Origin of the sequence: Microbacterium sp. NPDC078428, from assembly GCF_044542535.1 — a bacterium.
Lineage (GTDB): Bacteria > Actinomycetota > Actinomycetes > Actinomycetales > Microbacteriaceae > Microbacterium > Microbacterium limosum.
On record NZ_JBITUP010000007.1, the window covers coordinates 151,233 to 163,211 of the forward strand.

At 68.7% G+C, this 11,979-nt stretch carries 10 protein-coding genes; 3 read left to right on the forward strand and 7 right to left on the reverse strand.

Annotated elements, in window-relative coordinates; translation table 11 throughout:
- Positions 1-10: 10 nt before the first annotated feature.
- From ACIGCK_RS13155 to ACIGCK_RS13170, 4 genes are all read right to left on the reverse strand, one after another.
- A complete protein-coding gene (locus ACIGCK_RS13155) occupies positions 11-871 on the reverse strand; it encodes a sugar phosphate isomerase/epimerase family protein (RefSeq protein ID WP_396666669.1) in 861 nt (286 codons plus the stop codon).
- 66 nt (positions 872-937) lie between these two features.
- Positions 938-1,933 carry a substrate-binding domain-containing protein gene (locus ACIGCK_RS13160; protein WP_396666671.1) on the reverse strand — a complete coding sequence of 332 codons (996 nt, stop codon included), beginning with the start codon at positions 1,931-1,933 and terminating at the stop codon, positions 938-940.
- Positions 1,934-2,071: 138 nt separating this feature from the next.
- The gene (locus ACIGCK_RS13165; protein ID WP_396666673.1) at positions 2,072-3,142 is read right to left on the reverse strand and encodes an ABC transporter permease; all 1,071 of its coding nucleotides are present in this window, start codon (positions 3,140-3,142) and stop codon (positions 2,072-2,074) included.
- Complete coding sequence (locus ACIGCK_RS13170; RefSeq protein ID WP_396666675.1) at positions 3,139-4,620, reverse strand: sugar ABC transporter ATP-binding protein; 1,482 nt, start codon at positions 4,618-4,620, stop codon at positions 3,139-3,141. Before ACIGCK_RS13170 ends, ACIGCK_RS13165 begins: the two co-directional genes overlap by 4 nt.
- A gap of 145 nt (positions 4,621-4,765) precedes the next feature.
- Here ACIGCK_RS13170 and ACIGCK_RS13175 point away from each other — a divergent pair, with 145 nt between their 5' ends.
- The gene (locus ACIGCK_RS13175; protein ID WP_396666676.1) at positions 4,766-6,031 is read left to right on the forward strand and encodes an ROK family protein; all 1,266 of its coding nucleotides are present in this window, start codon (positions 4,766-4,768) and stop codon (positions 6,029-6,031) included.
- Between the two features lie 30 nt (positions 6,032-6,061).
- Here the strand turns inward: ACIGCK_RS13175 and ACIGCK_RS13180 are convergent, their stop codons facing one another.
- Genes ACIGCK_RS13180 through ACIGCK_RS13190 form a run of 3 tightly spaced genes read right to left on the reverse strand, consistent with a single transcriptional unit; the run spans position 6,062 to position 9,773 of the window.
- On the reverse strand, positions 6,062-7,135 hold the full coding sequence (locus tag ACIGCK_RS13180) for an ABC transporter ATP-binding protein (protein ID WP_396666678.1): 1,074 nt from the start codon (positions 7,133-7,135) through the stop codon (positions 6,062-6,064).
- Positions 7,132-8,673, reverse strand: a complete 1,542-nt coding sequence (locus tag ACIGCK_RS13185; RefSeq protein WP_396666680.1) for an ABC transporter permease — start codon at positions 8,671-8,673, stop codon at positions 7,132-7,134. The genes ACIGCK_RS13180 and ACIGCK_RS13185 overlap by 4 nt, the downstream gene beginning before the upstream one ends.
- A 50-nt stretch (positions 8,674-8,723) precedes the next feature.
- Positions 8,724-9,773, reverse strand: coding sequence for an iron ABC transporter substrate-binding protein (locus ACIGCK_RS13190; protein ID WP_396666682.1), 1,050 nt, complete (start codon positions 9,771-9,773; stop codon positions 8,724-8,726).
- Positions 9,774-9,910: 137 nt separating this feature from the next.
- On the opposite strand from ACIGCK_RS13190, the gene ACIGCK_RS13195 reads away from it, so the two are divergent.
- Both ACIGCK_RS13195 and ACIGCK_RS13200 read left to right on the forward strand, forming a co-directional pair.
- Positions 9,911-10,525 (forward strand): response regulator, encoded by a 615-nt coding sequence (locus ACIGCK_RS13195; RefSeq protein ID WP_396666683.1) that lies wholly within the window; start codon positions 9,911-9,913, stop codon positions 10,523-10,525.
- Complete coding sequence (locus tag ACIGCK_RS13200) at positions 10,522-11,925, forward strand: sensor histidine kinase (protein WP_396666685.1); 1,404 nt, start codon at positions 10,522-10,524, stop codon at positions 11,923-11,925. Before ACIGCK_RS13195 ends, ACIGCK_RS13200 begins: the two co-directional genes overlap by 4 nt.
- Positions 11,926-11,979 lie beyond the last annotated feature (54 nt).

Sequence of the window (11,979 nt, forward strand, 5' to 3'; positions counted from 1 at the left end):
GTGTGTCGGACTACGCGCTGGGGTTGGCGCGAGCTGCCAGCTTCTGCTCGACGAGGGGACGCAGGTACTCGATCGAGGTGCGGGCGTCCTCGTCGGGCTCGATGCCACGGCGGTGGAAACCGGTCTCCATCGTCAGGAACCCGTCGAACTTCACATCGATCAGCGCGTCGATGAGCGCGGGGAAGTCGCCGACTCCCGACCCCGGCGGAAGCCGGTCGTTGTCGGAGATGTGGATGTGCTTGAGGTTCTCGCCCATCTTGTAGGCGTAGTCGCTCAAGACCTCCTTGTTGTACATGATGTGGAAGGTGTCGAACATGAGCTTCACGTTGGGGCGGTCGACGTCTTCCATCAGCTCGATCGCATCGTCGGCGCTCATGCACAGGTTGGTGTCGTGGGAGGTCGGCTCGATCACGAGCGTCACCCCGGTGTGCGCGATCGCGTCGGCGACCTCGGTGAGAACCTCGCGGCTCCACTTCCAGGCCTGACGACGCGTGGTGCCGAAGATGATCCAGCCGGGCAGGTAGATGAGGGTCTTGCCGCCCCACTGCGCGGTGATCTCGGCGAGCTCCTTGTAGTGCTCCACCGTCGCGCGCCGCTCTTCGATGTACGGCGACGCGGGGTTGTTCCCGGGCCCCCCGGACGGAGCCGGCAGCATGCTGGAGAGCTGGAGGCCATGCTCGTCGAGGAGTTCGCGCACCTGCTTGCGCCGGTCTGCGCCGAGGTGCGGAGGGTAGGCGTGCGGCGCAGCGGCGCCGATCTCGATTCCGTCGTAGCCGAGCCCCGCGATGCGCTTGATCGTCTCATCGAGGGTGTAGGCCGGAACCCAGACGAAGAAGCTGGAGTAGGCCCAGGTGTTGTAGGAGATCTTCATTGCGTGTGTCCTTTCAGGGAGAAGTGTGGGGCCGGACGCTCACAGACGCGTCCGGCCCCGGCGCGATCACTGGGGAGCGCGCCCCGTGTACTCTTCGACGTTGTCGGCGTTGATGAGGGTCGAGTCGAGCACGATGCGCTCGTCGATGGGCTCGCCGGCGCACAGCTTCGCGGCGGCGATGACCGACTCCTTCACGACGAGCGGGTATCCGACTGTCGCCGCGTACTCCCCCGCCTGCACGAGGTCGAGCGCGCCCGACTCTCCGTCGATCCCGTAGACCTTGATCTCGCCCTCGCGACCGGCCTCCTTGATGGCCTGAATGGCGCCGAAGGACATCTGGTCGTTGTGCGTGAAGACGGCGTCGATCTCGCCGGAGCCGAAACGCTGGAGGAAGTCCTCCATCACCTGCAGACCTTCGGCGCGATCGTAGTTCGCCGTCTGGGTGGCGATGATCTCGACGTTCGAGCCCTCGAGGGCCTGGCGGAACCCGTCGCCGCGATCGATCGTCGGCGATGCGCCCAGGCTGCCCGCGAGTTCGACGACGTTCGCGCCGTCGGGGAAGTCAGCGACGACGGCCTCGCCGCTCACGATCCCGGCCTCGACGTTGTCGGACCCGATGTAGGTCGACACCTCGGTGTCGACGGCGCGATCGGCCGCGATCACCTGGATGCCGGCGGCGGTCGCTCGGTCGACGGCCCCGGCCAGCGCCGCGGCGTCCTGCGGGGAGACGATCAGCACGTCGATGCCCTGCGCGATCATGTCGTCGACCTGACCGGACTGGAGCGTGGAATCTGCCTGACCGTCGCTCACGGTGACGTCCATGCCCGGGAAGAACGCTTCGGCGAACTCGGGGATCTGCTGCGTCGACTTCGCGCCGTACGGGAAGGAGGCGCTGCTCCACGAGACTCCTACGGAGCAGTCGATCGACGCGGGGTCCGCCTCGAGCACGAGCTGCTCCTGGCACTCCTCGCCGCAATAGATGCTCGGAGCGAGTTCGTCACCGACCGCCTCGTTCTCCGATGTGGATCCTGCAGACCCGGTCGACGTGCAACCCGCGGTCATCAGGGCGATGGAACCGATGGCCGCCGCCAGGACGAGCCGACTTCCTCTGTTGTTTCTCAGGGCGTGCATCGTTGCACCTTTCTTCTTGGTGGTGGTGGGGGATCTTCTCGTGAGCCTGGGGCTCGGGGAAGTGCTTCGCTACGCGCCTGCCATGGCGCCGCGCGTGTCGTCTGAACCGGACTGGGGCGAGGTCGGCTTCGCTTCCGATTTCGGCGCGGACTGCTTTCTCTCGCTCAGTCGTCGCCTCGTCGCCTGCACCGCGACCAGCACCGCGATGACGATGACGACGCCCTTGACGATCTGCTGGTCGAAGGGCGAGATGCCGATCAGGTTCATGACGTTCGAGAGCACCGCGAGCAGGAGCGCGCCGAACACCGTCCCGACAGCGCCGCCGGTGCCGCCCATCAGGCTCGTCCCGCCGATGACGACCGCGGTGATGGCGTCGAGGTTCGCAAGGCTGCCCGCGGTGGGGTCGCCCACGCCGAGTCGTGACGCCGTCATCACTCCGGCCAGACCCGCGCAGAGGCCGCTGATCGCGTACGCCATGACCAGCGTGCGCTTGGTGCGTACGCCCGAGAGGCGTGCGGCTTCGAGGCTTCCGCCGATCGCGTAGATGTAGCGACCGAAGGAGAGGTAGCGGAGCACCAGGATGCCGACGATCGCGACGATGACGAACACGAGGAAGGGTCCGGGGATGCCGAGCACGTTTCCGCTGCCGATCACCCGGAAGATCTCGGCCGCATTGCTGAACTGCTGGGGTCCGCCGTTGGTCAGCCGCAGTGACAATCCCTGGATGGCGACCATCGTCGCCAACGTCATGATGAAGGGTTGGATGCCCAGAACCGCGACGCCGATCCCGTTCAGGATGCCGACGCCGACGCCGACGAGCAACGCGACGATCATGGCGAGGGGGACGACCATTCCGTTGTTGATCAGCATGGCGGTCGTGACACCCGAGAGCGCCAGGATCGATCCGACGCTCAGGTCGATCCCGCCGGTCAGGATGACGAACGTCATCCCGATCGCGATCACTCCGACGATGGCCGACTGACGGCCGACGTTCAGGAGGTTGCTGGGCTGGAAGAAGGCCGGGACGAAGACCGCGACGAGCACGACGATCCCGATGAAGATCACGATGGGGAGCCAGTTTCCGCGCACCTTCATCGACAAAGAATTCAAGGCGCCGTTGCCTGCGGTAGACGTGCTCATCGGTTTCCTCCCACTGCGTGGAACATGATCTCTTCTTCAGTTGCGCTCGCGCCGTCGAGCTCGGCTGCGATCCCGCCGTGATACATCACGAGGATCCGGTGACTCAGGGCAAGCACCTCGGGCAGCTCCGAGGAGATGACGATCACCGCACGACCCTGCTCGCAGAGCGTCTGGATGAGCTCGTAGATCTCCTGCTTCGCGCCGATGTCGATGCCGCGTGTCGGCTCGTCGAGGATGAGCACGTCGGCCCCCGCCTCCAGCCACTTCGCAAGCACGACCTTCTGCTGGTTGCCCCCGGACAGGGTGCCGACCGGCGCGCCGACGTCGCCGGCCTTGATGCGCAGCTTCGTGACGTACTCGGCCGCAGTGCGGCGATCGGCCGCGGGCTGAGACCGCGCGGCCCCGCGCTTGAGCATCCGCACGATGGGGATGTTCGCCGCTGTGGAGAGCGCGATGAACAGGCCCTGGCTCTTCCGCTCCTCCGGGACGAGCCCGATTCCGGCACGGATGGCCCGGAGCGGACTGTTGATCGTGGTCTTGGTGCCCGCGACGGCGACCGTGCCGCTCGTGATGGCGTCCGCGCCGTAGATGGCGCGCGCGAGCTCGGTGCGTCCCGCGCCGCGCAGGCCCGCGATGCCCAGCACCTCCCCCGACCGGACGGAGAACGAGATGTCATCGAGCACGCCCGCGCGCGAGAGGTTCTTCACCTCCAGCGCCACGTCGCCGAAGGTCTGATTGACCGCACGAGGCGCCCGGGTGAACTCCCGGCCGACCATCTTCGAGACGAGGTCGTCATGGTCGGTCTCGGAGATCTTTCCCGCGCCGGTCAGCGTGCCGTCCTTCAGCACGACGTAGCGGTCGGCGAGGCCGAAGACCTCCTCGAGGCGGTGCGAGACGAAGATCACGCTCACCCCGCGCTCCTTCAGGCCGTGGACCAGCGCGAGAAGATGGTCGACGTCCTCGCCGCCGAGAACCGCCGTGGGCTCGTCGAGGATCACGATCTGCGCCCGCCTGTGCAGCGCCTTCGCGATCTCGAGCATCTGCTTCTCCGCGATGCCGAGCTGACGCACCTTCATGGTGACGTCGACGGCCAGTCCGAGATCGCTCAGGAACGCGGCAGCCTCCTTGTTGGCCGCCCGCCAGTTGATGATCCCCTTTCCGGGGTACGCGCCGAAGAGGAGGTTCTCGGCGACCGAGAGATCGGGGAAGAGACTGAGCTCCTGGTACACGGTCGCGATGCCGAGGTCCTCGGCGGCTGCGGGGCCGTTGATCGTCGCGCGGCGTCCGTTGACGAAGATCTCGCCGGCGTCCGGAGCGTGGGCCCCCGAGAGGATGCGGATCAGCGTCGACTTGCCGGCTCCGTTCTCACCGATCAGAGCGACGACCTGCCCGGGCTCGATCCCGAAGCTCACGTCGTCCAGTGCCTGGACTCCCAGGAAGTGCTTCGAGAGCCCCTTCACCTCGAGTCTGAGCGTCATCGTCGACCTCTTTCGTTCGGCAGTCGTCTGTGGCTGTCTTGCTGACTTTGATCTAGCGTAGATAAGGTCACAAACAGAAAAAAGACGCCCGAATTATTTCGTTTTCTGCATAAATCGGGACCAGTGAAGGGTCGATTCCACGCCAATGGGAACACTGTGGACAGAAGTTCAGCTTCTGAAGCCGGACCGCAACCTCGCACCCGATGCCCATGCCGCCCGCAGCGTCATCGCGCGGATGATCGCCGACGGCGGACTTGTGAGCCGGCGGGAGATCGTGAAGGTGACGGGACTTGCGCGGTCGACGATCGACGGCCACCTGGGCGTTCTTCTCGAGAACGGCCTCATCGAGGACGGCGGTCTCGGCGGGAGCAATCTCCGGGGCCGTCCCGCGCAGGTCTTCAAGGTCAGTGCGGCCAGGGGCGTCGTACTGGTGGCCGACGTCTCGATCGAGGTGACCCGCCTGGCGCTGACCACCCTCGACAAGGTGGTGGTCGAGCGGCGCGACATCGACATGCACGTCGAGGTGGGGCCCACGGTGCTGCTCGGCGCCATCTGCGACGCCTTCGCCGAGATGCTCCATGCGAACTCGCTCGCCGCGGACGATGCCCTGGCGATATCCGTCGGACTCCCCGGGCCGGTGGACTCGCATCTCGGCTTCGCCGTCCGCCCGCCGCTCATGCCGGGGTGGGACGGCTTCAGCGTCTGCAAGTTCATGGCGGAACGCTTCGTCTGCGACGTCATCGTCGACAACGACGTCAACCTCATGGCGCTGGGCGAGGCACGCGCCTACGGCGGCGCCCACCTCCCCCTGTTGATGATCAACATCAGCACGGGAGTCGGCGCCGGTTTCGTCAGCGAGAGCGGCCTGCTGCTGCACGGGGCGGATGGTGCGGCCGCTGACATCGGGCACATCCAGATGCGCGACATGAGCGACGTGCTCTGCAGCTGCGGGAACCGCGGGTGCCTCGAGGCGATCGCGTCAGTGGGCGCCATGGCAGGTCGCGTGTCGAAGGCGCTCGGCACTCCCGTCACGTCGAAGGACCTCATCAGCCGACTCGTGCTCGGAGACGCCACGACCGTCAGCGTCGTGCGGGAGACCGCCGCGACGCTCGGGCGCGCGATCGCCGACCTCGTGAACTTCTGCAATCCGGCCCGGATCGTGATCGGCGGAGATGTCACCGAGTGCACGGAAGACGTGCTCTCGCAGATCCGGAGCGTGGTCTACCAGCAGGCGCAACCGCTGGCGACCCGCAACCTCTCCGTCACGCACAGCTCGCTGGGAAACGAGGCCGGCCTGATCGGCGGGATGGTCTCGGGCATCGAACAGGTGCTCTCGCCCCGCGGCATCCAGTACCTCACCCGTCCGGCCGACTCCACGATGCTTCCCCTCGGGCTGCAGATCGGAGCGTAGGGCGCACACGCGGCCGGTTCCCACGCCGGGTCAGCCGCGCACCACGAGGCCGGGAGTCGCGGCCCACACGACGACGCGATCGCCCACGCCCAGGTCGTGCAGACCCGTCCGGCGGACCGTCACCCGGCTGCCGTCACGGTCCAGGCGCACCGCGATCATGGCGTGCGAGCCGAACCTGCTGATCCGTTCGATCGTGCCGACCGGGGTTCGGCCGGGAACCGCCGGCATGCGATCCGTCGACTTGAGGGCGAGCTGCTCCGGGCGGTACAGCCCGAGCGAGCCCGACCCGGGCGCGGCACCCTGCGAACCCACGAGCGGACCCAGCACGGTCGCCAGCCCGCCGCTGCCGTCCCGGGTGGCCGGCAGCAGTACCGCGTCGCCGACGAAACCCGCCACCCACGCGTTCTCGGGCCTGGCGTAAAGCCGGTCGGGGCTGTCGAGCTGCTCCATCCTGCCGTCGCGCAGAACCCCGACCCGATCGCTCACGGACAGCGCCTCCTCCTGATCGTGGGTGATGAGCAGAGTGCTCACTCCCTGGGCGCGCAGCAGATCCACGACCTCGATCCGAAGACGCGCGCGCAGGCTCGCGTCGAGAGCGCTGAACGGCTCGTCGAGCAGCATGAGACGCGGCGCGGGTGCCAGCGCCCTCGCGAGCGCCACCCGCTGCTGCTGGCCACCGGAGAGCTCATGGGGGAACCTTCCCGCGAGCGGGGTCAGATCGGTCAGCTCCAGGAGCTGCCGTACGCGAGGGTGCCCGGCGGCACGATGGGCGGGCACGCCCCGCAGCCCGTAAGCGATGTTGCCCGCGACCGACATCCGGGGGAACAGCGCCCCATCCTGCGGGACCAGGCCGACCCGCCGGCGTTCGGGCCTGACCGTCGTCACGTCGCGGCCGCCGAGGTGCACGGTTCCGCTACGGGCCGGATGCAGCCCGGCGATGGTCCGCAGCAGCGTGGATTTCCCGCTTCCCGAGGGACCGAGCACGGTCACGAGCTCGCCGTCCTCGATGCCCAGATCGATGTCTCGCAAGACCTCGACCCCGCCACCGTAGTCCGCCGAGAGGGCAGCCACGCCGTGCGGCTGTGCGATCGGCCGACTCTTCATCGACGTGCTCCTTCGTACAGGGTCGCGGCCAGCATCATCGCCGGCACCAGGCCTACGAGCACCAGCAGCACCCCGATCGGGGCGGCCGCCCCGTAGGCGCCGATGCTGGTCTTGCTCCACAGCTCCGTCGCGAGCGTGTCGACTCCGATCGGTCGCAACATGAGCGTTGCCGGCAGCTCCTTCATGACCGCCGTCGCGACGAGCACCCATCCGGCGACGATGCCGGGCAGCGCGGTGCGCGCCGTGACCCGCCACCAGGTGAAGAACGGGCCGTGACCGAGAGTGCGGGATACCTCCTCCAGCCGAGGCGGCACCCTCGCGATCGCCGAGCGCAGTGCTCCGATCGCGAGCGAGAAGCACAGCACCACGTAGGCGGCGATCAGGGCCGCAGCGCTCTGATATGCCGCCGGGACGAGCGCCAACGACAGCGCCACGAGGGCCAGAGCCACCACGACACCGGGGATCGCGTGCGTCAGGTAGGACACCGACTCGGCGAGCGCGATGAGCCGCGACCGGTAGCGTGCCGCGAGCACACCGATCGGCAGCGCGAGCACGACCGTGACGGTGCCGGCTACGGCACCGAGGAGCAGCGTCGTCACGGTCGCCGCGGCGAGATCCTCCATCGTGCTCCCGAACCGCTCGCTGCTGAGCCAGCGCACCGTCATGGCGATGAGCGGCGCGAGCACGCCGAGTGCAGCGACGAGACCGAGCCCCGCGCCGCACGCGAGCGCGCTCAGTGTCCCCAGGGGACGCGCCGTCTGCCCTCGCTGCACCGAACCGGGGTCCGCCCCTGCGCGATCGCCCCGCAGTCGCCGCTCGCCGAGCACCAGAACGAGCGCGAACGCGACCAGCGCAAGCGACGTGACGGCCGACGCCGATCTGTCGATGCCGCCGCTGAACAGCGCGTACACGCCCGTCGTCAGCGTCTCGTACCGCAGGATGGCGGGCGAGCCGAAGTCCGAGATGGTGTACAGCGCGACGAGGAGCGTGCCGGTGACCGCCGCGGGAAGGATCTGCGGCAGCGTCACGCTGAAGAACGCGGACGATCGGCTGCGGCCGAGGGTGCGCGCGACGTCGGCCAGACCGTGATCGGCGAGGGCGAGCGCGCCGATGGTGGGCACGGTGACGAGCGGTACCGTGGTCAGCACGGTGACGATCACGAGCGGCCCGAGGCCGTGCAGCTGCGGGAGGGCCGAGGACCAGGCGAACGCGCCGACGAAGCTCGGCACCGCGAGCGGCAGGCAGGCCAGAACAGGCCAGAGCGGGCGGAACGGGAGCCTGACCCGGACAGTCGCCACGGCGATCGCGACGCCGAGGACGAGGCACGCGGCACTGACCAGCACCGCGAGTAGGAGCGTGTTGCCGAACAGCTCGAGAGTGCGCTGACGGAACAGGATCGCGGCGGCGTGCCGACCACCCGATCCGAGGGCCCTGACGATCAGCTGCGCGACGGGCGCGAGCATGATCACCGCGATCACGACCGCGAGCACGACCAAGAGGGCGGGGGGCCGCCGCGCGGCGCCCCCACCCTCGGTCATGCCCCGCGAGCGCGTCCCGTTCGCGGAGCCTGCGGGCGGTAGAAGCTCGGTCAGAGCAGGCCGACCTCGGTGATCATCGCCACGGTGTTCTGCAGCGAGGAGAGCTGCGACAGGTCGACGTCCGGGGCACCCAGCTCGGCGAGCGGCGGGACGCCCGCCGGACCCTCGAGGTCGCCGATCAGCGGGTACTCGTACGTCTCCTCGAGGAAGTAGGTCTGCCCCTCGTTCGAGACGAGGTACTCGACGAATTCGAGCGCCTCGGACGATCCCTCAGCCGGGGCGAGGATGCCCGCGCCGGTGACGTTCACGAGCGCGCCGATCGAGCCGGGGTCGCCGAACTTCAGCTGCGCACGCAGGGTGGTCGGGTCCTGCTCGGAGCGGGCCCAGTAGTAGTGGTTGATCAGGCCCACGTCGACGGCGCCGGCGTTGACGGCCTCGAGCAGCTCGCCGTTGCGGCCGAAGACCTGCGCCCCGTTGGCCTTTACCCCCTCGAGCCATTCCCGCGCGCGGTCTTCGCCCTCCTGCACGCGCATCGCGGTGATGAAGGATTGGAAGGACGCGTTCGCGGGTACGATGCCGACCTTGCCCTGCCAGGCCGGGTCGAGCAGCTGCCATACGTCGCCCGGGATCTGGTCGGCCGTGTACTTCTCGCTGTCGTAGGCGATGACACGGGCACGACCGGTCAGACCGACCCAGGAGTCGTCGCGAGACGTGTACTCGGACGGCACCAGCGAGGTGATCTCGCTGGGCAGAGTGGTGAGCAGCCCCTCCGCGGCGACGGCGCCGAGTGCGCCCGAATCCTGCGACAGGAACACCTGGGCCGGCGTGGCCGAGCCCTCCTCGAGCAACTGGGCGGCGAGTTCGGTCGATCCGGCGTACCGGACCTCCACGTCGATCCCGCTCGCGTCCTCGAACTGCTCTATCAGCGGAGCGACGAGCTCTTCATCACGGCCCGAGTAGACCACCAGCGTGCGGTCCCCGTCGGCGGCAACGGTCTCGGTCGCGGCGGGTTCGCTGCTCGCGGTGGAGCAGGCGGTCAGCAGCATGGCGGCGGCCACGGCCGACGCGAAGAATGCGGCCGTGCGTCCTGGAGCGGTCATATGAAGTGATCCTTCGGTGCGTAGGGAGTGAACTGTGGGATCCCATGACTGAGGGTAGCCTTACCTCAAGGGAGCGCTCCCCCCAAGATTGGGGGTGGGCCCCGTCGAGCCCCCATCCAGCCCCGAATGGAGCGTCCGTGATCAAGGTCCTGGTCGTCGATGATCATCGGGTGTTCACGGAATTGCTCTCGCTCGCGCTCGATGCGACCGCGGACATCGCGTGCGTCGCGACCGCGACGACGGCCGCCGAGGGCCTGGCGAAGCTCGCGGCGTACGAGATAGACGTCGTCGTGCTCGATGTGCGACTGCCGGACGGTGATGGACTCCAGCTGGTGCACCCGGTACTGGCGCTGCGGCCGAGCTGCCGAGTCGTGCTGCTGACCGCGCACCCTCGCGCCGATCACGCGGCGACCGCGCTCGCAGCGGGAGCGGTCGCGTTCCTGGCGAAGGACGAACGACTCGACGACCTGCTCGCCGCGGTCCGCTCGGCATCCACGACCCGCCCCGTGCTCTCGCGGACCCTGCCGGCATCGCCGCACGAGGTCGTCGATCTGACTCCGAGGGAGTGGGATGTGCTGGGCGCACTCGCGCGCGGCCGCGCGGCGGCCGAGATCGCCGACGAGCTGGACCTGTCGCAGCACACCGTGAGGGACCACATCAAGGGGCTGCTGCGCAAACTCGGCGCGCGCTCGCAGCTGGAGGCGGTCGCGCGGGCGCGGGAGCTGGGCGCACTCGACTCGAGCCTCGGGTGAGCACGCACCGCGCGAAGGCGGACTCGAGGCACACGGCTGGATTCGACTCGCCTCGGCTCCTCCGCCGCGCCCTCCGCGTGCACCTCATCGCCACGTCTTCCGTCTTGCTCGCGGTGCTCGGTGCGATGCTCCTGACCGAGTGGCTGCTCACGACTCGCCAGGCCGACCGGATCGCCGCCGTCGTCACGACGAGGCTCGCCGAGTCCGTACTGCAGCCGCTCAGCGCGATGGACTTCGCCGACGAGGGTCTCCACACCGAGGCTCTCGACGCCGAGCTGCGCGGATTCTTCGCCAGCGGCACGATCGAGCGGATCAAGGTCTGGCGGGTCGAAGGGGACGAGGTCAGAGTGGTCTACTCGGACCTCGACGAGGTCGTCGGCGAGGTGCGCCCGTTCTCGGCTGAGCTGGCGACCAGGCTGGACGCGGGCGAAACCGTTGTGCTCTCGGTGCCGGACGATGTCGAGCATCGTTTCGAGGCGGGACTGCCGGTCGAGCTGCGGGAGGCATTCATCGGCTTCACCGACGCCGCCGGGCGTGACATGCGGCTCGAGGTGTACGTCCCGGTCTATACCCGGCAGATGATCGCCGGAGCGCTCTCGCTGCAGGCGCCCGTCATCGCAGGCGGCCTGGTCGCCCTGCTCGTCGTCCTGCTGCCGCTGTCGATCCGGCTGGTGAGGCGGCTCGAACGGCTGGATGCCGAACACGAGCGGGTGCTCGCCTTCGGGCAGCGCGCGCGCGAGCAGGAGCGCGCCGAACTGGCCCGGCGGTTGCACGACGACGTCATCCAGTCGCTGTCAGGTGCACGACTCGCCGTCGGCTCGCTCGAGCGCACCGCAGGCACGCGCGAATCGGATGTGCTCGACCGGGTCGGCGATGTCCTCGCCGAGAGCATGGCGACCCTGCGCGGCATGCTCACCGAGTTCGTTCCCGGCGCTGTGACCGCGGCCTCACTCGACCACGACGTCGCCGAGCTCGCCGCTCGGGTAAGAGCGGGGAGGGATGGAGCGCCGCCGACGCTGCTCTACACGGGCCCCAGCGAGGAGGACCGAGCGGTGCTCGCCCGCCTCGACGACGATGCGGCAGCGGTGTTGTTCCACGCAGCGCAGGAGGGTCTGCGCAACGCGGTTGAGCACGCGGACGCCCTCGTGATCGCGCTGAGATTGACCGTCGGCCGGGAGGCGGATGGTGCGCGGACGGTGCGCATCACGGTCGAGGACGACGGCGCAGGCATCGACGAGGGCGCCGCGCGGCAGGCGCGGGTCCAGGGACACGTCGGGCTCGAGCTCGTCCGCCGCGCGGTCGAGGCGATCGACGGCGGCATGACGGTGCGCGCGCGCCATCCCGAGCACACCGGCGGCCCCGGCACGGTGCTGACGTGCTTCGTCCGAGCTCGTCGTTGATCGCTTCAACGATGTCGCCGCCGCATGACTTACCGCCACACAGCGCATGGTTCG

Excerpts from the sequence above, each read along its gene's own strand:
- ACIGCK_RS13155 (WP_396666669.1), bottom strand. The coding sequence starts at position 871 with ATGAAGATCTCCTACAACACCTGGGCCTACTCCAGCTTCTTCGTCTGG.
- ACIGCK_RS13160 (WP_396666671.1), bottom strand. The coding sequence starts at position 1,933 with ATGACCGCGGGTTGCACGTCGACCGGGTCTGCAGGATCCACATCGGAG.
- ACIGCK_RS13165 (WP_396666673.1), bottom strand. The coding sequence starts at position 3,142 with ATGAGCACGTCTACCGCAGGCAACGGCGCCTTGAATTCTTTGTCGATG.
- ACIGCK_RS13170 (WP_396666675.1), bottom strand. The coding sequence starts at position 4,620 with ATGACGCTCAGACTCGAGGTGAAGGGGCTCTCGAAGCACTTCCTGGGA.
- ACIGCK_RS13175 (WP_396666676.1), top strand. The coding sequence starts at position 4,766 with ATGGGAACACTGTGGACAGAAGTTCAGCTTCTGAAGCCGGACCGCAAC.
- ACIGCK_RS13180 (WP_396666678.1), bottom strand. The coding sequence starts at position 7,135 with ATGAAGAGTCGGCCGATCGCACAGCCGCACGGCGTGGCTGCCCTCTCG.
- ACIGCK_RS13185 (WP_396666680.1), bottom strand. The coding sequence starts at position 8,673 with ATGACCGAGGGTGGGGGCGCCGCGCGGCGGCCCCCCGCCCTCTTGGTC.
- ACIGCK_RS13190 (WP_396666682.1), bottom strand. The coding sequence starts at position 9,773 with ATGACCGCTCCAGGACGCACGGCCGCATTCTTCGCGTCGGCCGTGGCC.